The sequence below is a fragment of the Hydrogenophaga palleronii genome, assembly GCF_031457455.1.
Lineage (GTDB): Bacteria > Pseudomonadota > Gammaproteobacteria > Burkholderiales > Burkholderiaceae_C > Hydrogenophaga > Hydrogenophaga palleronii_A.
This window is the reverse complement of the sequence record NZ_JAVDWU010000001.1, coordinates 140791-161349: the sequence shown is the minus strand read 5'-3', so window position 1 is coordinate 161349 and position 20559 is coordinate 140791. Positions and strand designations below refer to the sequence as shown.

17 protein-coding genes are annotated in these 20559 nt (G+C 61.3%); 12 read left to right on the top strand and 5 right to left on the bottom strand.

Going from position 1 to position 20559, the window contains the following annotated elements:
* Window positions 1-3: 3 nt before the first annotated feature.
* The 3 genes from J2W49_RS00820 to J2W49_RS00810 all read right to left on the bottom strand — a co-directional run bounded on the left by J2W49_RS00820 (window position 4) and on the right by J2W49_RS00810 (window position 2972).
* Window positions 4-891 carry a phosphoribulokinase gene (locus tag J2W49_RS00820; protein ID WP_310310537.1) on the bottom strand — a complete coding sequence of 296 codons (888 nt, stop codon included), beginning with the start codon at window positions 889-891 and terminating at the stop codon, window positions 4-6.
* A 132-nt stretch (window positions 892-1023) separates the two neighbouring features.
* Window positions 1024-2196, bottom strand: a complete 1173-nt coding sequence (locus J2W49_RS00815) for a class 1 fructose-bisphosphatase (protein ID WP_310310536.1) — start codon at window positions 2194-2196, stop codon at window positions 1024-1026.
* A gap of 44 nt (window positions 2197-2240) precedes the next feature.
* Complete coding sequence (locus tag J2W49_RS00810) at window positions 2241-2972, bottom strand: HAD-IA family hydrolase (protein WP_310310534.1); 732 nt, start codon at window positions 2970-2972, stop codon at window positions 2241-2243.
* A 112-nt stretch (window positions 2973-3084) separates the two neighbouring features.
* Here J2W49_RS00810 and J2W49_RS00805 point away from each other — a divergent pair, with 112 nt between their 5' ends.
* Together J2W49_RS00805 and J2W49_RS00800 are read left to right on the top strand one after the other, a co-directional pair.
* On the top strand, window positions 3085-4026 hold the full coding sequence (locus tag J2W49_RS00805; protein ID WP_310310532.1) for a LysR family transcriptional regulator: 942 nt from the start codon (window positions 3085-3087) through the stop codon (window positions 4024-4026).
* Window positions 4027-4077: 51 nt separating this feature from the next.
* Window positions 4078-4299 (top strand): SlyX family protein, encoded by a 222-nt coding sequence (locus J2W49_RS00800; RefSeq protein ID WP_310310530.1) that lies wholly within the window; start codon window positions 4078-4080, stop codon window positions 4297-4299.
* 39 nt (window positions 4300-4338) lie between these two features.
* Here the strand turns inward: J2W49_RS00800 and apbC are convergent, their stop codons facing one another.
* Window positions 4339-5430 (bottom strand): iron-sulfur cluster carrier protein ApbC, encoded by a 1092-nt coding sequence (gene apbC / locus J2W49_RS00795; protein WP_310310528.1) that lies wholly within the window; start codon window positions 5428-5430, stop codon window positions 4339-4341.
* 205 nt (window positions 5431-5635) lie between these two features.
* Between apbC and metG the strand changes: the two genes are divergently transcribed.
* The 7 genes from metG to J2W49_RS00760 all read left to right on the top strand — a co-directional run bounded on the left by metG (window position 5636) and on the right by J2W49_RS00760 (window position 16836).
* A complete protein-coding gene (gene metG / locus J2W49_RS00790; protein WP_310310526.1) occupies window positions 5636-7690 on the top strand; it encodes a methionine--tRNA ligase in 2055 nt (684 codons plus the stop codon).
* Between the two features lie 25 nt (window positions 7691-7715).
* Window positions 7716-8456 carry a YoaK family protein gene (locus J2W49_RS00785; RefSeq protein WP_310310525.1) on the top strand — a complete coding sequence of 247 codons (741 nt, stop codon included), beginning with the start codon at window positions 7716-7718 and terminating at the stop codon, window positions 8454-8456.
* 120 nt (window positions 8457-8576) lie between these two features.
* The gene (locus J2W49_RS00780; RefSeq protein ID WP_310310523.1) at window positions 8577-11660 is read left to right on the top strand and encodes a type I restriction endonuclease subunit R; all 3084 of its coding nucleotides are present in this window, start codon (window positions 8577-8579) and stop codon (window positions 11658-11660) included.
* Window positions 11650-12951, top strand: a complete 1302-nt coding sequence (locus J2W49_RS00775; RefSeq protein WP_310310521.1) for a restriction endonuclease subunit S — start codon at window positions 11650-11652, stop codon at window positions 12949-12951. The genes J2W49_RS00780 and J2W49_RS00775 overlap by 11 nt, the downstream gene beginning before the upstream one ends.
* A 32-nt stretch (window positions 12952-12983) precedes the next feature.
* A complete protein-coding gene (locus J2W49_RS00770; protein ID WP_310310519.1) occupies window positions 12984-14198 on the top strand; it encodes an AAA family ATPase in 1215 nt (404 codons plus the stop codon).
* Window positions 14195-15232 (top strand): PDDEXK nuclease domain-containing protein, encoded by a 1038-nt coding sequence (locus J2W49_RS00765; RefSeq protein ID WP_310310517.1) that lies wholly within the window; start codon window positions 14195-14197, stop codon window positions 15230-15232. The genes J2W49_RS00770 and J2W49_RS00765 overlap by 4 nt, the downstream gene beginning before the upstream one ends.
* Window positions 15229-16836: a type I restriction-modification system subunit M gene (locus tag J2W49_RS00760; protein ID WP_310310515.1), complete on the top strand. Its 1608-nt coding sequence runs from the start codon at window positions 15229-15231 to the stop codon at window positions 16834-16836. The genes J2W49_RS00765 and J2W49_RS00760 overlap by 4 nt, the downstream gene beginning before the upstream one ends.
* Before the next feature lie 60 nt (window positions 16837-16896).
* Here J2W49_RS00760 and bamE read toward each other — a convergent pair whose 3' ends face one another.
* Window positions 16897-17439 (bottom strand): outer membrane protein assembly factor BamE domain-containing protein, encoded by a 543-nt coding sequence (gene bamE, locus J2W49_RS00755; RefSeq protein ID WP_310310513.1) that lies wholly within the window; start codon window positions 17437-17439, stop codon window positions 16897-16899.
* Window positions 17440-17520: 81 nt separating this feature from the next.
* On the opposite strand from bamE, the gene J2W49_RS00750 reads away from it, so the two are divergent.
* The 3 genes from J2W49_RS00750 to J2W49_RS00740 all read left to right on the top strand — a co-directional run bounded on the left by J2W49_RS00750 (window position 17521) and on the right by J2W49_RS00740 (window position 20552).
* Complete coding sequence (locus tag J2W49_RS00750; RefSeq protein WP_310310511.1) at window positions 17521-19164, top strand: SulP family inorganic anion transporter; 1644 nt, start codon at window positions 17521-17523, stop codon at window positions 19162-19164.
* On the top strand, window positions 19161-20243 hold the full coding sequence (locus tag J2W49_RS00745) for a hypothetical protein (RefSeq protein WP_310310510.1): 1083 nt from the start codon (window positions 19161-19163) through the stop codon (window positions 20241-20243). Before J2W49_RS00750 ends, J2W49_RS00745 begins: the two co-directional genes overlap by 4 nt.
* Before the next feature lie 96 nt (window positions 20244-20339).
* A complete protein-coding gene (locus J2W49_RS00740) occupies window positions 20340-20552 on the top strand; it encodes a DUF3460 family protein (RefSeq protein WP_310310508.1) in 213 nt (70 codons plus the stop codon).
* Window positions 20553-20559: the final 7 nt, after the last annotated feature.

Genomic DNA, 20559 nt, shown 5'->3' with positions numbered 1-20559 from the left:
GCGTCAGCCGACGCGGGGGGCGTACTGCTTCTTGCGTTCCACCATGCGCCAGATAAACGGCGTAAAGATGAGCTGCATGGCCAGTTCCATCTTTCCGCCCGGCACCACGATGGTGTTGGCGCGACTCATCATGGAACCGTGCACCATGCTGAGCAGGTACTGGAAATCGATGCCCTTGGGTTTGGCGAAGCGGATCACCACCATGCTCTCGTCGGCGGTGGGCACGTCGCGGGCCACGAAGGGGTTGCTGGTGTCCACGATGGGTACGCGCTGGAAGTTCACGTGCGTGTGCTGGAACTGCGGGGTGATGTAGTGCACGTAGTCCGGCATGCGACGCAGGATGGTGTCGGTCACCGCATCGGCGCTGTAGCCACGCATGTTCTTGTCGCGCCAGAGCTTCTGAATCCACTCCAGGTTGATCACGGGCACCACGCCCACCAGCAGGTCCGGGTACTGCGCCACATTGACCTCGGGCGTGACCACCGCGCCGTGCAGGCCTTCGTAAAACAGCATGTCGGTGCCCGCAGGCAGATCTTCCCAGGCAGTGAAGGTGCCCGGGTCCTGCTTGTAGGGCGCGGCTTCCTCTGCGTTGTGCAGGTATTTGCGACTGCGGCCCTGGCCGGTTTCGCTGTAGGTGCGAAACAGGGTCTCGATTTCTTCGAACAGGTTGGCTTCAGCGCCAAAGTGGCTGAAGTTCTGATTGCCGTTCGCCTCGGCCTCGGCGGCCTTGACCTTCATCTGCTTGCGGTCGTAGCGGTGGAAGCTGTCGCCCTCAATGACGGCAGCCGTGACGCCTTCGCGCCGGAAGATGTTCTCGAACGTGCGGGTGACGGTGGACGTTCCCGCTCCACTGGAACCCGTGATGGCGATGATGGGGTGGCGCTCAGACATGCATTTCTCCAAAAAATGAAACCGTTCGAGAGGCGGGAAGTCCAGCCAAGGGCACCGCGGAACCGGCTTTGCCTGGCCGCCAGTGCCGCCCCCTCGAGGGGGTGACGCCGAAGGCGGCGCGGGGGTGTTCGGTCAATCCCTGAAAAGCGAGCGCTCCGCAAACAGTGGATTGCGTTCGTCTTTGAAGGCTTGTGGCTCGGCGTGGTAGCGCTCGATGCGCTCCACCTCGTTCTTTGACCCGAACACCAGGCCGATGCGTTGGTGCAAGCCGGAGGGCCTGACTTTCAGCATGGGCTCGCGACCGGTACTCGCGCGCCCGCCCGCCTGTTCGATGAGCATGCCTACCGGGTTGGCCTCATAGAGCAGGCGCAGCCGGCCAGGATTGCCCGGCGTCCTGACCTGCGCCGGGCCGCTCCCAAGCAGGTCGCCCCCTGGGGGGAGTCGATGCGCAGCATCGTTCGGGGGGGGCCTGTTGTCGCGCGGATACATGAACACGCCGCCGCGCATGAGGATGCGGTGGGCTTCGGCCACCATGCTGGCGATCCAGCGCATGTTGAAGTCCTTGCCACGCGGGCCGGTCTTGCCGGCCAGGCATTCGTCCACGTAGCGCTTCACAGGCGCCTCCCAGAAGCGGCTGTTGGAGGCGTTGATGGCGAACTCCTGCGTGTCTTCGGGCACGGTCATGTTCGGGTGGGTGAGCATGAACTGGCCCAGGTTGGGATCGAGCGTGAAACCCGCCACGCCGTTGCCCACCGTGAGCACCAGCATGGTGGTGGGGCCATAGAGCGCGTAACCAGCAGCCAGTTGCTGCGCGCCAGGTTGCAGGAAGTCGGCTTCGACCACGTCGCGACCGCTGTCAATGACCTCCTGTGGCGCACGCAAGATGCTGAAGATGCTGCCCACCGTGACATTGACATCGATGTTGCTGGAGCCGTCCAGCGGGTCGAACACCAGCATGTACTTGCCACGCTGCAAGGTGTCGGGGATCTGGTAGGGCTCGTCCATCTCTTCAGATGCCATGCCCGCCAGATGACCACCCCATTCGGTCATCTGGGTGAAGTACTCGTTGCTGATGACGTCCAGGCGCTTCTGCTCTTCGCCCTGCACGTTCAGGCTGGTGGCCACATCCACGACCGGGTTGCCCAGCACGCCGGTGAGTTCACCAAAGGCCACCGAGCGCGCTATGGCCTTGCAGGCCAGCGCCACGTCGAGCACCAGGGCGTTGAAGTCCCCGCTGGCCGACGGAAAGCGGCGGCGCTGCTCGATCAGGTACTGAGTGAGGGTGAAACGGCGTCGTGTGGTCATGGTGGATGGGCACTGCCAAAGGTGAAAAAAAAAGAGAACGCCCTTCAGGCCCGAGCGCGCTGTGCGGGCTCGGCCGCCAGCCATTCGCGCAGGCGCGACACGCTGACCACAGCCAGATCGGGCACCACACGCAGCGCGCCCTGAAAGCGGTGGTGACGGGTGAAACTGGTCGGCGTGATCACGGTGGACAGACCCGCGCCCATGGCGGAGCGCAAGCCATTGGCAGAGTCCTCAAACGCGATGCACGCGTCGGCGGGCAGGCCCATGTCGCCCAGCACCCGCAGGTACACCTGTGGATGGGGTTTCTTGATGGGGGCGGAGGAAGCGTCTGCCATGGCCACGAAGTTCATGCGCCAGTCGGCCCCGATGGCGTGGCGCAGCAGCGCCGCCACATTGACCGGCGAAGTAGTGGTGGCAATCGACAGCGCCAGACCCTGCTCGAGTGCCTCGTTCATCAGGGCCAGCACCCCGGGACGCAATGACACGGCACCGCCATTCACCGCGTTTTCATAGAACGCCGTCTTGATTTCGTGCAAGCGGTCGATGGTGGCCCGCACCGCGCCGCCCTGCAGTTCCTTGAGGTCGGGTTGAATGCTGCGCCAGTGGTGAAGCATGCGCTCCTTGCCACCAGAGATGTCGAGCAGTTGGGTGTACTGCTCGGGGGTCCAGTTCCAGTCCAGCCCCTCTTCGGCAAACGCGTGGTTGAAAGCGTCCAGGTGCAGGGCCTCGGTGTCGGCCAGGCTGCCGTCAACATCAAAAATCAGCGCTTTCAACATGGGGCCTCCCGCTTCCAGAACCCCTGTCTCGCCGGGGGATGGACGGACTATAAGTAGCCGATGAAGTAAGGTAAATTCACGATTTATTCAATTTCGATTCAGAAAAACCTTAATGAAGAACGCCACCATTCGGCAGCTCCGGGTGTTCGCCGAGGTCGCACGGCACCTCAGCTTTGCTCGCGCGGCAGAAGTGCTGCACCTCACGCCACCGGCGGTGACCATGCAGGTCAAGGAGCTGGAGGGCCATATCGGTCTGCCGCTTTTTGAGCGCCAGGGGCGTCAGGTGACGCTGACCACGGCAGGCGAATACATGCTGGTCTACGCGCGCAGGGTGCTGGCCACGCTGAAAGACGCCGAAGATGCCGCCGCGCGCCTGCAGCGGCTGGAGGTGGGCACGCTCACCATCGGCATGGTGAGCACCGCCAAGTACTTCCTGCCCGGCCTGCTGGCCGAGTTCCGGCGCGAGCATGAAGGCATCGAGATCCGGCTGGCCGTGGGCAACCGCGAACAACTGGTGAAGATGCTGCACGGCAACGAAGTGGACATCGCCATCATGGGCCGCCCGCCCACCGAACTGGCCACCCGCGCCGAGCCTTTTGCGGCCCACCCCCATGTGTTTGTGGCGCCCACCGACCACCCGCTGCTCAAGGTGGATCACCTCACGGTGAACCACTTGCGTCCCTATGGATTCATCCTGCGCGAGCGCGGTTCGGGCACCAGGGCGGCCATGGAGGCTTTCCTGGCGTCATCGCGCATGGAGCCCCGCGTGGTGATGGAAATGACCAGCAATGAGACCATCAAGCAGGCGGTGATGGCGGGCCTGGGCATCAGCTTCCTGTCGCTGCACACCATCGGCCTGGAGCTGGAGCACCAGCTGATTGCCACGCTCGACGTCGAGGGCACACCCATCGTGCGCGGTTGGAACGTGGTGCACACGCTGTCCAAGCTGCTGTCACCAGCCGCAGAGGCTTTTCGCTATTTCATGCTGGAACGCGCCGAAGGCGCACTGGCCAACAAGTACGGGCACCTGCTTCTCTTGCACACGGCCCCCTGACCTTTGTGGCGAGGCGCGAGAGCGCCACGCCCCCACTTTCACACAGCACCCATGACCTCATTGAACGCGCCCACCGACGAACGCCTGACCCAGCTGGAGATCAAGATCAGCTACACCGAAGACCTGCTCGACACCCTCAATGCACTGGTGGCTCAGCAGCAGGATCAGATCGACCTGCTGCTGCGCGAAGTGGCCCGCCTGCGGCAGCAGGACACGGGCCTGGGCGCCGGTGGACAGCACGTGCCTGGCGACGAATTGCCCCCGCACTACTGAAGGCGCGCCAACCGCCAGTATTTGCGCGGACTCAGCCTCTCAGGTGTCCTTCGACACCTTGATGCTCGGAAACTTGCTGGAAAAATCCTTCGCCTTGGCCGCGATCTTGATCGCCACCTGGCGTGCCACGGTCTTGTAGATGCCGGCGATTTCACCCTCAGGGTCGGCCACCACGGTGGGCATGCCGCTGTCGGCCTGCACCCGGATGCTCATGTTCAGCGGCAACGCCCCCAGGTAGTCCATGCCGTATTCGGTCGCCATGTTCTTGCCACCGTCGGCACCAAAGATGTGTTCGATATGGCCGCAGTTCGGGCAGCAGTACACGGCCATGTTCTCCACGATGCCCAGGATGGGCACGCCCACCTTCTCGAACATCTTGATGCCCTTGCGTGCATCCAGCAGGGCAATGTCCTGCGGCGTGGTAACGATCACGGCGCCGGTCATGGGCACGCGCTGGCTCAGGGTGAGCTGGATGTCGCCGGTGCCGGGAGGCATGTCGACGATCAGATAGTCCAGGTCTTTCCAGTTGGTCTGGCGCAGCAGTTGCTCCAGCGCCTGGGTGGCCATGGGGCCGCGCCAGATCATGGCTTCGTCGCGGTCCACCAGAAAGCCGATGGAGATCACCTGCACGCCGTAGTTTTCCAGTGGCTCCATGGTCTGGCCGTCGGCGCTTTCAGGCCGACCTTCGACGCCCATCATCATGGGCTGGCTGGGGCCGTAGATGTCGGCGTCCAGAATGCCGACCTTCGCGCCTTCGGCGGCCAGCGCCAGGGCCAGGTTCACGGCCGTGGTGCTCTTGCCCACGCCACCCTTGCCTGAGGCCACGGCGATGATGTTCTTCACGTTCGGCATGAGCTGCACGCCGCGCTGCACTGCGTGCGCCGTGATCTTCATGCTCAGGTTGACCGACACATTGTCCACGCCGGCCACGCCCTTGGCCGCACCAATCAGCGCACGGCGCAGGGCGGGCATCTGGCTCTTGGCCGGGTAGCCCAGCTCCACGTCGAACGACACGTCGCCGTCCTGCACTTGCAGGTTCTTCAGCGCCTTGGTGGACACGAAGTCCTTGCCGGTGTTCGGGTCGGTCACGGCCTGGAGGGCGTTCAGCAGCGCTTGTGTTTCTACGGCCATGAGGGGCAATCTCCTGTGGGAATCGGTGGAATCGTGGGAATCGGTTGCGGTGAGGTCGCCAGCGGCGTGACCAGAAGTCTACCTGCGCGCCTTGGCCCCCTCCATTCACACAATCGGCATGAGGGCATCGCCACCGCCAGGCCCAGCGTGCCGGCGGCCTAAAATCACCGGTTCTCCCAAGACAGCCTCTACCGGAAAGCCTCTCATGAGCCAGCGACGCCTGTTCGTCACCACCGCCCTGCCCTACGCCAACGGCCATTTCCACATCGGCCACATCATGGAATACATCCAGGCCGACATCTGGGTGCGGTTCCAGCGCATGCAGGGCCACGAGGTGCACTTCGTGTGCGCAGACGACGCACACGGCGCGCCGATCATGATCGCAGCCGACAAGGCCGGCAAGACGCCCCAGCAGTTCGTGGCCGACATCGCCGCCGGCCGCAAGCCCTACCTGGACGGCTTCCACATCGGGTTCGACAACTGGCACAGCACCGACGCCCCCGAAAACCACGAACTGGCGCAGGACGTGTACCGCGCCCTGAAAGCCAACGGCCTGATCGAAACCCGCACCATCGAACAGTTCTTCGACCCCGAAAAGAACATGTTCCTGCCCGACCGCTTCATCAAGGGCGAATGCCCCAAGTGCGGTGCCAAGGACCAGTACGGCGACAACTGCGAGGTGTGCGGCGCGGTGTACGCCCCCACCGAACTCAAGAATCCGTACTCGGCCCTCTCTGGCGCCAAGCCGGTGCTCAAGCAGTCCGACCACTTTTTCTTCAAGCTCTCCGACCCACGCTGCCTGGCCTTCCTGGACCAATGGACCCAGAGCGGCGCGGTCCAGCCCGAGGTGCTCAACAAGATCGCCGAATGGATCGAACCCGGGGAAGACGGCAAGCCCAAAATGGGCGACTGGGACATCAGCCGCGACGCGCCCTACTTCGGCATCGAGATTCCCGACGCGCCAGGCAAGTATTTCTACGTGTGGCTGGACGCCCCCATCGGCTACCTGGCGTCACTGAAGAACTGGTTCGGCAAGCAGGGCATCGACTTCGACGCCTTCATGGCCGACCCGAGCACCGAGCAGTACCACTTCATCGGCAAGGACATCATCACCTTCCACACCTTGTTCTGGCCGGCGATGCTGCACTTCAGCGGCCGCAAGACACCCAATGCGGTGTTCGTGCACGGCTTTCTCACCATCAACAACGGCGAGAAGATGAGCAAAAGCCGGGGTACCGGCCTGGATCCCCTCAAGTACCTGAGCCTGGGCATGAACCCCGAATGGCTGCGCTACTACCTGGCCGCCAAGCTCAGCGGCAGGAACGAAGACATCGACTTCAACCCCGAAGACTTCATGCTGCGGGTCAACAGCGACCTGGTGGGCAAGTACATCAACATCGCGAGCCGGGCCGCCGGCTTCATTGCCAAGCGCTTCGAAGGCAAGCTAGGCACGGTCTCGGCCGACGGTGATGCCTTGCTCGACCACCTGCAGAGCGTCGCCCCCAAAGTGGCCGAGCTTTACGCCGAGCGCGAATACGGCAAGGCGCTGCGCGAAATCATGCAGCTGGCCGACCGAGTGAACGCCTACGTGGACCAGAACAAGCCCTGGGAACTGGCCAAGCAGGCAGGCATGGACGGGCGGTTGCAGGACGTCTGCACCACCTGCATTGAGGCCTTCCGCCTGATCTCGATCTACCTCAAGCCGGTGCTGCCTGCGCTGGCGGCCCAGGTGGAAGCGTTCCTGAAGGTGGCGCCACTGACCTTTGCCGACGCCGCCCGTCTGCTGGGCGCCGGCCACAGCATTGGTGCCTACCAGCACCTGATGCAGCGTGTGGACGTCAAACAACTCGATGCCTTGTTCGAGCCCCCGCCAGAACCGGTGGCCCCCGCCACCGTGCCCGGCGGCGAGCCCATTGCCGACACTATCACCATCGACGACTTCAGCAAGATCGACCTGCGCATCGCACAGATCGTCAACTGCGAAGCCGTGGAAGGTTCGACCAAGCTGCTGCGCCTGACGCTGGACGTGGGTGAAGGCAGAACCCGCAACGTGTTCAGCGGCATCGCCAGCGCCTACGCACCCGCCGACCTGGTGGGCAAACTCACCGTGACGGTGGCCAACCTGGCACCACGCAAGATGAAGTTCGGCGTGAGCGAAGGCATGGTGCTGGCGGCCAGCCACGCCGACGAAAACGCCGAACCGGGCATCCATATCCTCAACCCCTGGCCGGGCGCCACGCCCGGCATGCGGGTGCGCTAGTGCCTGTTAACAGGCACTAGAGGCTATGTTCGCCAGCATCCGGGGCTTCACCAGCCTTCAGCGATCACCGCAGGCCGACCTGAAGCTCGGTACCGTACTGGCCTTCGTGGCCGGCGCAACCAATGCAGGCGGCTTCCTGGCCGTGGGGCAGTACACCTCTCACATGACGGGCATCCTCTCATCGGTTGCCGACAACGCGGTGCTCGGCCAGTTCGCGCTGGCGCTCGGTGGCCTGGGCGCGTTGCTGGCCTTTCTGCTCGGCGCCATGACCACCGCGTGGATGGTGAATTGGGGCCTGCGCCGCCAGTTGCGCAGCGCCTATGGCCTGCCCCTGCTGCTGGAGGCCGCCTTGCTGCTGGTGTTCGGCCTGTTCGGCGCCGCCATCGGCCTGATGACCGCCGTGTTCCTGCCCCTGACCGTGGTGCTGCTGTGCTTCATCATGGGGCTGCAGAACGCCGTGATCACCAAGATCTCGCGCGCCGTGATCCGCACCACCCACATCACCGGCCTGCTCACCGATCTGGGCATCGAACTGGGCAAGCTGCTGTACGTCAACCGCCACCCTGATCAACAACCGGTAAGGGCCAACCGCGACCGGCTGCGCGTGCATGGCCAGCTCATTGCCAGCTTCTTCGTGGGTGGCCTGGCCGGGGCGCTGGGCTTCAAATATGCGGGCTACATCAGCACGGTGCCACTGGCGGGCTTGTTGCTGCTGCTGGTGATGCGACCGGCGCTGGACGATTTGCGGCAGCAGCGTTTGACATAGGGTGGCGTTGCACGTAATTGAGCGATGATCAGCCCGAGGGCCAGCCCTAGAATGATTTAACGGAGCCCAGGCCACATACTTTGCGGCTCTACTCAAAGCCTGTTCGCTGCACCGACCCCCATGCCTCCATCAAGAATCCGCTACGAACTGCCGCCCGGCGCCCCGAGTCCTGTCGTCAGAGAGGAACAGATCGAATACGGCTTCATTGGAAAACTCCAGAACCTCAAGTACGAATACCGGGCTGACATTCGCGACCGAGCTTCACTGGAGCACAACTTCCGCGAGAAATTCGAGGCCCTCAACCGCGTTCACCTTTCCGACGGCGAGTTCGCCCGCTTGCTGGACGAAATCGTCACCCCCGACGTCTACGCCGCCGCCCGCACCCTGCGTGAGCGCAACGCCTTCACCCGCGACGACGGCACACCGCTGAACTACACCCTGGTCAATATCAAGGACTGGTGCAAAAACACGTTCGAGGTCGTCAACCAGCTGCGCATCAACACCGACTACAGCCACCATCGCTACGACGTTCTCATCCTCATCAACGGTGTTCCGTGCGTCCAGATTGAGTTGAAGACCTTGCAGCTCAGCCCGCGCCGGGCCATGGAACAGATCGTTGAATACAAGAACGATCCCGGCAACGGATACGCCAAAACCCTGTTGTGCTTCCTGCAGCTCTTCATCGTCAGCAACCGAACCGACACCTGGTATTTCGCCAACAACAACGCACGGCACTTCTCGTTTAATCAGGACGAGCGTTTCCTGCCCATCTACCAGTTTGCTGACGACGAAAACAAGAAAATCACCCAGCTCGACAGCTTTGCCGAGACTTTCCTCGCCAAGTGCACGCTGGGCGAAGCCATCAGCCGCTACATGGTGTTGGTGGCCAGCGAGCAGAAGCTGCTGATGATGCGGCCGTATCAGGTGTATGCCGTCAAGGCCATCGTGGACTGCATCCACCAGAACTGCGGCAACGGCTACATCTGGCACACGACCGGCAGCGGCAAGACGCTCACGTCCTTCAAAGCCTCCACCCTGCTCAAGGACAATCCCGATATTGAAAAATGCCTGTTTGTGGTGGACCGCAAAGACCTGGACCGCCAAACCCGCGAGGAATTCAACCGCTTCCAGGAAGGCTGTGTTGAAGAGAACACCAACACGGGCGCGCTGGTACGCCGCCTGCTGTCAGACGACTACGCCGACAAGGTCATCGTCACCACCATCCAGAAGCTGGGCCTGGCACTAGACGAAAACAGCAAGCGCAACAAACAGCGCAAGCGGAACGACCTGAAGACCTACAAGGAACAGTTGGAGCCGCTGAGCGACAAGCGCATCGTTTTCATCTTCGACGAATGCCACCGCTCGCAGTTTGGCGACAACCACGAGGCCATCAAGACCTTCTTCCCCAAGGCGCAGCTCTTTGGCTTCACCGGTACGCCCATCTTCGAGAAGAACGCCACCGCCAAACAGTTCGAAGGCGAAGAGGGGCAGTTCAAAACCACCGAAGACCTGTTCCAGAAGCAACTGCACGCCTACACCATCACCCACGCCATTGAAGACGCCAACGTGTTGCGCTTCCATGTGGACTACTACAAGCCAGAGGGGCCCAGAACCAAGGCACTCCCGCCCAAACCTGGTGAACCCTTGGCCAAGAAAGCCGTGGTCGAAGCCATTCTGGCCAAGCATGACACCGCCACTGCCGGGCGCCGCTTCAATGCCGTGCTGGCCACCGCCAGCATCAACGACGCCATCGAGTACCACCGCCTGTTCGACGAACTGCAAATGGCTAAGAGGCTGACCGATCCCGACTTCCAACCGCTCAACATCGCCTGCGTGTTCTCGCCTCCGGCCGAAGGCAACGCCGACGTGAACCAGTTGCAGCAAGACCTGCCGCAGGAGAAGGCCGACAACGAGGTTGAGCCCGACAAGAAAAAGGAGGCCCTGAAAGCCATCCTGGTCGACTACAACGCCCGCTACGGCACCAACCACAGCATCGGCGAATTCGACCTGTATTACCAGGACGTGCAAAAGCGCATCAAAGACCAGCAGTGGCCCAACGCCGACTACCCCGCCGCCAAGAAGATCGACATCACCATCGTGGTGGACATGCTGCTGACCGGCTTTGACAGCAAGTACCTGAACACGCTGTACGTGGACAAGAACCTCAGGTACCACGGTCTCATTCAGGCCTTCTCGCGCACCAACCGCGTGCTCAACGGCAGCAAGCCCTACGGCAACATCCTCGACTTTCGCCAACAGCAAGACAACGTGGACGCCGCCATCGCCCTGTTCTCGGGGGAAAAGAGCGGCGAGCAGGCGCGCAAGATCTGGTTGGTGGACCAGGCGCCCGTGGTCATTGAAAAACTGGACGCCGCCGTGCAGGAGCTGGCCGATTTCATGCAGTCCCAAGGCCTGGCCTGCGCGCCCGAAGCCGTGCCCCAACTCAAGGGCGACGACGCCCGCGCCGCCTTCATCAAGGCTTTCAAAGAAGTGCAGCGCCTGAAGACCCAGCTCGATCAGTACACCGACCTGACCGACGACAACGCCGCAGCCATCGAAGCGATCCTCCCCCGCGAAGACCTGCAAGCCTTCCGCGGCGTGTACCTGGACACCGCCCAGCGCCTCAAGGCACAACAAGGCAAAAACACGCAAGCCGGTGATGACAATCCGGGAAGCGAAGAAGTCGACCAGCTCGACTTCGAGTTCGTGCTGTTCGCATCCGCCGTCATCGACTACGACTACATCATGGGCCTGATGGCGCGCTACTCCCAGCAGGGCGCGGGCACCAAGCAGAAGATGAGCCGCGAAGAACTCATCGGGCTCATCCAGGCCGACGCCAAGTTCATGAACGAACGCGATGACATCGCCGCCTACATCAACACGCTGAAGGCCGGCGAGGGCCTGAGCGAGACCGCCATCCGCGAGGGCTACACCCGCTTCAAGAAGGAGAAGGACTGCGCGGAGCTGGCCGCCATTGCCGCAAAGCACGGCCTGGCCGCCCTCTCCCTGCAGACCTTTGTGGACGGCGTCCTGCAACGCTTGATCCTGGACGGCGACGCGCTGAGTGACCTGATGGCACCACTGGACCTGGGCTGGAAGGCTCGGGCGCAGGCTGAGACGGCGCTGATGGATGACCTGCACCCTCTTCTGACCAAACGAGCGCAGGGGCGCGAGATTTCAGGGTTGAGTGCGTATGAGCAATAAGGGAAAGACACCGCTGGTGCCCAAGCTGCGGTTTCGAGAGTTTCGGAATGGCAACCCCTGGACTGAGGAGCTGATGAATGAGGTCTATTGCTTCAAAGGCAATAACTCGCTCTCCCGTGACAGGTTGAACTACGTGGGCGGCACGATCAAGAACATCCACTACGGTGATATCCATACGAAGTTCTCGACGCACTTTGACATCACACGAGAGGAAGCTCCCTACATTAATGAATCCGACTCGCCAGAGTCTCCTAAGGCGGGCAACTTTTGCATTGAAGGTGATTTGATCTTCGCCGATGCCTCCGAGGACTTGGAGGACATTGGAAAGGCTATCGAGATCATCCAACTCAACGGCGAACAAGTCGTCTCAGGCTTGCACACCATCCTAGCCCGCCAAACCAAGTCTAAGCTCGTTGCTGGATTCGGAGGGTACCTCTTCAAATCCGAGCGGGTTCGTTCACAGATAAAAAGGGAATCGCAGGGAGCCAAGGTGCTTGGACTCGCATCAAGTCGCCTCGCAAAGATCAAACTGATTTTTCCCTGCTCAGCAGAAGAGCAAAAGAAAGTCGTCGAGTGCCTGAGTTCGCTGGACGAACTGATCGCCGCGCAAGCCTGCAAAGTGAATGCGCTCAAGAACCATAAAAAAGGTCTGCTGCAGCAGCTTTTTCCACTCGAAGGCGAAACCCAACCGCGCTTGCGGTTTCCTGGGTTTCGGAGCGCCGGAGAATGGGAAGAGCGCAACGCAGGATCTTTATTCGTCAATCGTACGACGAAAGGCGAAGATGGCCTCCCGATCTACTCCGTCACGATGAACGACGGAATGGTCAAACGCAACTCGCTGGACCGCAAGGTCGACGACATCGTGGATGCATCAGGGAACAAGAAGGTCCTCAAGAACGACATTGCCTACAACATGATGCGGATGTGGCAGGGCGCGATGGGCGTAGCGCCGGAGGATTGCTTGGTGAGTCCCGCGTATGTCGTACTTGCACCCAAGAAAGACGCGGTTCCGCAGTTTTTCCAGTACATGTTCAAACGGCCGGAGATGCTGCTCCTGCTGACCGCGCATTCAAGAGGCCTGACCAAAGACCGTTTGCGGCTGTACTTCGATGACTTCGCCCGCATGACGTTTCGATGCCCGACCGCAAAGGAACAACAACGCATCGCGGACTTTCTGCGTTCTCTTGACGACTGCATCGCCACCCAATCGCAGGCGCTTGAATCGCTCAAGATCCACAAGAAGGGTCTGATGCAGCAACTGTTCCCCTCCGCCGAGGCGCTTGAAGCATGAGCGGGAAGCCGAAAATTCACAGCTTCACCGACATGCGCAGGCTGGTCGATCGGCTGCGTGACGACCTGAACGGTGGCGGTCAGGATTTCGTAGTGCTCTATGCCTACAACAGCACAGGGAAAACACGCCTTTCGATGGCATTCAAAGATCGAGGGAAAAGGAGGGTGTCCCATCCACTCCTCATAGACGGGGAAGCCTTGCTTATAGACGGCGATGAGCTTTCCTTTGAGAAAGTTGAAAGCGACACTCTCTATTTCAACGCCTATACCGAAGATCTTTTCACTTGGCACAACGATTTTGAGAAAGACAGCGAGCGGCGGTTGCACATCAACACCGATTCGAAATTCCTCAAAAGTCTGAAGGAACTGGCCCTGGACGAGCGCATTGGCCACTACCTGGCGCGCTACGCGGACTTTCTGTTCGATATCGACTACGACCAGTGGACAGTGAGCTTTCGCAAGGGTGAGGCGCGGCACATCAAGATATCGCGCGGGGAAGAGAACATCTTCATCTGGTGTGTGTTCATGGCCATCTGTGAGCGCGTGATCGACGGGGCGGAGTCGTACCAGTGGGTGAAGTACCTCTACATCGACGACCCCATCACCTCGCTCGACGACAACAATGCGATTGCCGTGGCCAGTGATCTGGCCAAGCTGCTGCGCAAGGCCAAGAGCAGAACCCGGACGGAATTGGTGGCTGCTGACACGCCGGGCGAGGCCGACAACGTATCTCGCATGGTGCCCGCCCCCATCAAGGCGGTGGTCTCGTCTCACCACGCCCTGTTTTTCAACGTGGTCTGCAACGAACTGAAGAAGGATGCCCTCAAGCGTTACTTCTTGCACCGCCCGGAGCGCGGCATTACCTACACGCTACGCACCACGGACGACACCCCGTTCTTCCACCACGTGGCCATGTTGGCCGAGATCAAGAAGGCGACTGAGGATGGCAAGCTGTACACCTACCACTTCAACATGCTGCGCAGCATCTTGGAGAAGACCGCCACCTTCTTTGGCAATGACGACTTCTCCACCTGCGTACACGGCATTGAAGATGCGGAACTGTTTTCACGCGCGCTCAACCTGCTGAGCCACGGCAAGTACGACATTTACCAACCAGCTGAAATGGTGGACGACAACAAACGGTTGTTCCGGCAGATCCTGGATGCGTTCCTGGGGCGTTACCAGTTCGCGTTGCCAGACATCTTAGAACAGCCCGCCGCAAGAACGAGAGAGGCCGCTTCCACATGAACGAGCTGACGACCTTCCACGCAGACATCAAAGCCATCCTTGAGCAGGCCCGCGGCAAAGCGCGGTCGGCGGTGAATGCGGCCATGGTGGAAGCCTATTGGCTGATCGGCCGGCGCATCGTGCAGGAAGAACAACAGGGACAACACAAGGCCCAGTACGGAACGCGCCTGATGGAGGAGCTTTCCATTGCCCTGACGGCCGACTTTGGCAAGGGGTTTTCCTATGCCAACCTGTACAACTTCCGCCAGTTCTACCGGGTCTTTCCAGACCAGCAGATTCTCTACACGCTGTGTAGAGAATTGAGCTGGAGTCACCTGCGCCTGATCATTCGGGCCGATTCGCCCCAGGCCATCGAGTACTACTGCAATGAGGCAAGGGAGCAAAACTGGACCGTCCGACAGCTGGAGCGACACATCCGCACCAAGGACTATCAGCGGCTGCTGTCCAACCAAGTGGAGGCGTCGAAGACGACAGCCAAGGCGGCACATCTGGACTTCATCAAGGACCCCTACGTGCTGGAGTTCCTGCAATTGCCTGAAACGGGCCAGCTCAGAGAAAGTGAACTGGAACAGGCCATCATCGACGAGCTGCAGAAGTTCCTGCTGGAGTTGGGCAAGGGCTTTTCGTTCGTGGCACGTCAGATGCGCATCAGCACGGAGACCAGCCACTTTTTTATCGACCTGGTCTTCTACAACTACCTGCTCAAGTGCTTCGTCATCATCGACCTGAAGACGGGCAAGCTTACACACCAGGACATTGGCCAGATGGACATGTATGTGCGGATGTTCGATGACCTCAAACGAGGCGAGGACGACAACCCGACCATCGGCATCATTCTTTGCGACAGCAAGGATGAGACCGTTGTCAAGTACTCAGTGATCCAGGAGAGTCAGCAGCTCTTTGCATCCAAGTACCGGCGCATCTTGCCCACCGAAGAAGAACTGATTGCCGAGATTGAGCGCGAGAAACGCTTGATCGGGGGACGCAACAACGAGTGCGCCCCATCCGGCGGACCGGACGAAAACACACCATGACCGAAGAAAAACAGAAACAACTGGGCAAGACCCTGTGGGCGATCGCCGACCAACTGCGCGGCGCGATGGACGCAGACGATTTCCGTGACTACATGCTGTCGTTCCTGTTCCTGCGCTACCTGTCGGACAACTACGAAGCGGCGGCCAAGAAGGAACTGGGCAAAGACTACCCGCAGGTGGAAGCCGACGACCGCAGCGTGCCACTCACGATCTGGTACGCCAACAACGCAGCCGACGTGCCGACGTTCGAGAAGCAGATGCGCCGCAAGGTGCACTACGTGATCTTGCCCATGCACCTGTGGAGCAGCATCGCCCACATGGCACGCACCCAGAACGGTGAGCTGCTGAACGTGCTGCAATCAGGCTTCAGATACATCGAAAACGAATCCTTCCAGAGCACCTTCCAGGGGCTGTTCTCGGAAATTGACCTCGCTTCGTCCAAGCTGGGCAAGGGCTACCCGGAGCGCAACGCCAAGCTCTGCGCCATCATCAAAAAGATCGCCGAGGGACTTGCCGACTTTTCCACCGACATCGACGCGCTGGGCGATGCCTACGAATACCTGATCGGTCAGTTCGCGGCCGGTTCCGGCAAGAAGGCTGGCGAGTTCTACACGCCGCAGCCGATTTCCGACATCCTCTCCACCATCGTCACGCTCGACAGTCAGGAACCCGCCACGGGGAAGAAGGAGCGGTTGGAAAGCGTGATGGACTTTGCCTGCGGTTCGGGGTCGCTGCTGCTGAACGTGCGCAAGCGCATGGGGCCGCACGGCATTGGCAAGATTTACGGGCAAGAGAAAAACATCACCACCTACAACCTGGCGCGCATGAACATGCTGCTGCATGGGGTGAAGGACACGGAGTTTGAAATCTTCCATGGCGACACGCTGACCAACGACTGGGAGATGCTGCGCGAGCTGAACCCGGCCAAGCAGCCAAAGTTCGACGCCGTTGTGGCCAACCCGCCCTTCAGCTACCGGTGGGAGAACAGCGATGCGCTGGCAGACGACGTGCGCTTCAAGAACCATGGCCTGGCGCCCAAGTCGGCAGCGGACTTTGCTTTTTTGCTGCATGGCTTCCACTTTCTGAAAGACGAGGGGGTGATGGCCATCATCCTGCCGCATGGAGTGCTGTTCCGCGGCGGTGCGGAGGAGCGCATCCGCACCAAGCTGCTGAAGGACGGCCACATCGATACCGTGATAGGCCTGCCGTCGAACCTGTTCTATTCCACCGGCATTCCGGTTTGCATTCTGGTGCTGAAGAAGTGCAAGAAGCCAGACGACGTGCTGTTCATCAACGCAGCGGAGCAGTTCGTCAAAGGCAAACGCCAGAACCAGCTGACCGACGAGCACATTGCCCAGATCATCGAGACCTACCAATTCCGCAAGGAAAAGGCGCGCTACTCACGCCGGGTGGAGATGGCCGAAATCGAGAAGAACGATTTCAACCTGAACATCTCGCGATACATCAGCACGGCGGTGGGAGAGGCGGAGATTGATCTGGAGGCGACGCATGCAAAGCTGGTCGAGATTGAAAAAGACATCGCAGCGGCCAAAGAAAAGCACAACGCCTTTTTGAAGGAGCTGGGTTTGAGCCCCCTGCCCTAGGTCGATCATTTCGAGGCCATGAACGGGCACTCACCTTGCCCAGATGTGCCGTCCCTCTGCTCAGCGCCCGCGCTCCAGATCGGGATCGCTCACCGACATGGTGGACACCACCTTGAGATCGGCATCGAACACCACGGTGAAAATTTTCGAATCACCGGTGTTCGGGCCGTCCAGATAGCGCCAGTCGTAATGCGTTTCGCGCCTGGCCTCGTAAGGTGTGATCTTCATTGGCTTGCCGAGCATCTTGCGCACATCGGTCATGTCCATGCCGGGCTGCACCCGTGCAAAGTTTTCGGGCGTGAGCACCTGGCGCAAGGAGGCCATGCGGCCGTCGGGTCCGATGGTGATCATGTAGTTGCGGTGGCCGGCGGGCTGGCGGTTGTATTCGTAGATCTGGGCGCCGTCGGGCCCGTCCCACACCGCTTCGGGTTCGCCCATCTTCTCGCGCACGTCTTCCTCGGTCGAGATGCCTTCTTCGAGTTCGCTGATGTTCTGCACGTCGCAGGCCAGCAGCGCGAGGGCCACACCCGCAGCCAGGAGCCCCGTCCGCAAGCGGCACAGGGCGGAAATGCGCCGTGTTTGGTGGAGTTGACGGAAGATCATGAGAAAAATCAGTGTAAACCCTCAGTTCTGCGCTGCCCACCTGTCAGCTTCGCGAACTGTGGTGAAAGGTAACATTTGCCGATGCTCAAAGGACTGCCGCCGCTTGCCCCGTTCCGCCCGCGCCTGATTCAGGATCTCAAGGGCTATACCCGAGACAAGTTGATGCGCGATGTGGGCGCTGGCATCACAGTGGGCATCGTGGCGCTGCCCCTGGCCATGGCCTTTGCCATCGCCAGCGGGCTCAAGCCCGAGGCGGGTTTGTGGACCGCCATCATCGCCGGCTTCATCATCTCGGCGCTGGGTGGCACCTCGATGCAGATTGGAGGACCGGCGGGTGCGTTCATCGTAATCGTCTATGGCATCGTCGAGCGCTACGGCGTGGCCAATCTGCTGATCGCCACCGCGAGTGCGGGCGTGCTGCTGTTCCTGCTGGGGCTTTTTCGGCTGGGCACGCTGGTGCGCTATGTGCCGGTGAGCGTGGTGATCGGGTTCACCAACGGCATCGCGGTGTTGATCGCGCTCTCGCAGGTGCGCGACCTGTTCGGTCTGCAGATCACCAAGATGCCGGCCGATTTCTTCAGCCAGATCGACGCCATTGCCGGTCACATGGGCGGCCTCAATCTTTATGCCCTGGGGCTTGGCGTCATCTGTGTGATCGGCCTTTTCATCTGGCCCCGCCTGTGGGCGGTCGATTCGCAGTTCCGCCGGCAGCTCGACAAGATCGAAACGGTGAGCGCCCTGCGGGCCACCTCCCGAGTGCCCGCGCCAGTGGTGGCGCTGGTTTCACTGTCGCTGCTGGCCTGGGCGCTCAGTTTGCCGGTGGAGACCATTGGCACGCGCTTCGGTGGCATTCCTCAAGGCGCACCCGCCTTCGAGCTGCCCGCCTTCTCCTGGGACACCGTGCGCCTGCTGGTGACGCCCACGCTCACCATTGCGCTGCTGGGGGCCATCGAATCCCTTCTTTGTGCACGGGTGGCCGACCAACTCGGCGATGCTCCCAAACACGACCCCAACCAGGAGCTGATGGCGCAAGGCATTGCCAATACAGTGGTGCCCTTCTTCGGCGGCATGCCGGCCACGGGCACCATCGCCCGCACGGTCACCAACATCCGCTCCGGTGCCGCATCGCCCGTGGCCGGCATGGTGCACGCCGGCACGCTGGCGGCGGTGGTGCTGCTGGCCGCGCCGCTGGCGGCACACATTCCGCTGGCCGTGCTGGCCGGGGTGTTGCTGTTCGTGGCCTGGAACATGGGCGAATGGCGCGAATTCGGCCGGCTCAAACAGTTCAGCAACCACTATCGGCTGATGATGGTGTCCACCTTCCTGGTCACCATCGTCTTCGACCTCACGGTGGCGGTGGAACTGGGTCTGGTTCTGGCGGTGGTGCTTTTCGTGCGCCGCCAGAGCGACATCTTCCGTGCCGAGGCCATTTCCCGCAACGAACAGCAGATCACCTTCCGGCTCTTTGGCTCGCTGTTCTTTGGCGCGGTGGCCAAGATCGACCCGATCGTGGCAGAGGTGGAGCGCTCGTCGGCTGCCGTGAACGTGATGCTGGATGCCACGCACCTGATTTCACTCGACACCACCGGGCTGGACGCGCTGGAGCAGTTGCACAAGGCGGTGGAAAAGCGCGGTGGTCACCTGGGATTGGTGGGCCTGAACCCACAGCCCAAATCGCTGATGGAACGCTCGGGCTTTGCGGCCAAGCTGCACACCTTCCAGTGAGCACCCCACACGCCATGGTTCCTCAAAGCAGCCCCATCACCGAACGCATCGACTGGCTGTTTGGTCTGGCGCAGCGACACGCACAGGAATACGCCAGCCCCGAAGCCTGGCTGGCCCGCCAGCGCCACCTGGCCAACCACCCCACCGCCATCCTGGTGATGAAGTGCATGGACGGGCGCATCAACATTCCCATTGCCACCCAGACGCCCAAGGGCATCATCCAGCCGTTTCGCAACCTGGGGGGCATCTTCAACCTGGGCTGGCCGCACCTGGGCGAGACACTCACCGCCGCGCTGGAGAAAGTGGTGCGCAGCGGCCGCCAGGCGCTGGTGGTCATCACCTACCACCACAGCAAGGGCGATGAGCGGCGTGGCTGCGCCGGCTTCAATTTCCGCACCGCCGACGCCCGCGCCCACACCTTCGAGATCCAGCGCGAGGTGTCTGCCGTGTTTGGCGCGGCGCATGGCACGGTGTACCCGCTGGTCTGCGGATTTGAAACCGATGAAGACGCTCTGGTGGTGCACGGAGCCAACGGCGAAACCCTGAACATGGCCGACCTGAGCGAAGCCGACGTGCCCGGTCTGCCCCAGCGCCTGATGCATCTGCTGCCCGACATGCCGACCCAGATCCGGCACGACCTGCTGCCCCTGCTGCTGGGCAACCTGCGCCACATTGCGCAGATTCGCCAGACCGTGCGAACGCTCGACATCGAACATCGCGAGTGGATGATCTGCGTCGGGCGCGGTTTCGACTGGCTGCACCTGCCCAACCTGGCGCTCATCATCGGGCCCTACAGCCCCGATCTGGCCGATCCGATCCGCAAGGCGGCCGGCATCATCCAGGCCAACATGCGCGCCGGCCGCATTCCCGATGACGGCTTTTTGGTCCTGTCGTCCGTGCCCTATGAAGACATTGGTGTTGACAGGGCACGTGCCGTGCTCAAGTCCAACTTCATGGCCGACTTTGCTGCCGACGTGGTGCGCAAGGAATTCGAGGACCTCGCGCCGCTCATGACCGTGCGGAAGACCGTGCTCAACTGGAACAGCCGTGCTGTGGAGCCGCTGGCGCCAGTCGGCTGAACACCAGAAAGCGGCCTGGGTCGGTTCGGAAGGCCTTTCCAGGGGCGGGTTGCGTCGGCTCGCTAAAATGGCGGTCTTTGTCTGGTTCGCCTCAACATGTCCATCTTTGCCCGCCCGCACTACACCTCTGACGTGACCCAGTTCATCCAGAAGCTGAAAGCCGACAAGCCCAGCCTGGAAAAAGAACAGCGTGAGGGCCGCTCGCTTTTGTGGGACAAGCAGATCGACCGCGAATTCCAGGCGCGGGCCGATGCTGCCGAGGTGCCCCAGCAGCCCTACGTGTACCAGACCCGCTCTGACCACGTCTGAAAAACAC

Coding starts and splice junctions, on each gene's coding strand:
- J2W49_RS00770 (WP_310310519.1), top strand. CDS start 12,984: ATGCGCAGGCTGGTCGATCGGCTGCGTGACGACCTGAACGGTGGCGGT.
- J2W49_RS00750 (WP_310310511.1), top strand. CDS start 17,521: ATGCTCAAAGGACTGCCGCCGCTTGCCCCGTTCCGCCCGCGCCTGATT.
- J2W49_RS00805 (WP_310310532.1), top strand. CDS start 3,085: ATGAAGAACGCCACCATTCGGCAGCTCCGGGTGTTCGCCGAGGTCGCA.
- J2W49_RS00820 (WP_310310537.1), bottom strand. CDS start 891: ATGTCTGAGCGCCACCCCATCATCGCCATCACGGGTTCCAGTGGAGCG.
- J2W49_RS00765 (WP_310310517.1), top strand. CDS start 14,195: ATGAACGAGCTGACGACCTTCCACGCAGACATCAAAGCCATCCTTGAG.
- J2W49_RS00760 (WP_310310515.1), top strand. CDS start 15,229: ATGACCGAAGAAAAACAGAAACAACTGGGCAAGACCCTGTGGGCGATC.
- metG (WP_310310526.1), top strand. CDS start 5,636: ATGAGCCAGCGACGCCTGTTCGTCACCACCGCCCTGCCCTACGCCAAC.
- J2W49_RS00780 (WP_310310523.1), top strand. CDS start 8,577: ATGCCTCCATCAAGAATCCGCTACGAACTGCCGCCCGGCGCCCCGAGT.
- J2W49_RS00785 (WP_310310525.1), top strand. CDS start 7,716: ATGTTCGCCAGCATCCGGGGCTTCACCAGCCTTCAGCGATCACCGCAG.
- apbC (WP_310310528.1), bottom strand. CDS start 5,430: ATGGCCGTAGAAACACAAGCGCTGCTGAACGCCCTCCAGGCCGTGACC.
- J2W49_RS00800 (WP_310310530.1), top strand. CDS start 4,078: ATGACCTCATTGAACGCGCCCACCGACGAACGCCTGACCCAGCTGGAG.
- J2W49_RS00775 (WP_310310521.1), top strand. CDS start 11,650: ATGAGCAATAAGGGAAAGACACCGCTGGTGCCCAAGCTGCGGTTTCGA.
- J2W49_RS00810 (WP_310310534.1), bottom strand. CDS start 2,972: ATGTTGAAAGCGCTGATTTTTGATGTTGACGGCAGCCTGGCCGACACC.
- J2W49_RS00815 (WP_310310536.1), bottom strand. CDS start 2,196: ATGACCACACGACGCCGTTTCACCCTCACTCAGTACCTGATCGAGCAG.
- J2W49_RS00740 (WP_310310508.1), top strand. CDS start 20,340: ATGTCCATCTTTGCCCGCCCGCACTACACCTCTGACGTGACCCAGTTC.
- bamE (WP_310310513.1), bottom strand. CDS start 17,439: ATGATCTTCCGTCAACTCCACCAAACACGGCGCATTTCCGCCCTGTGC.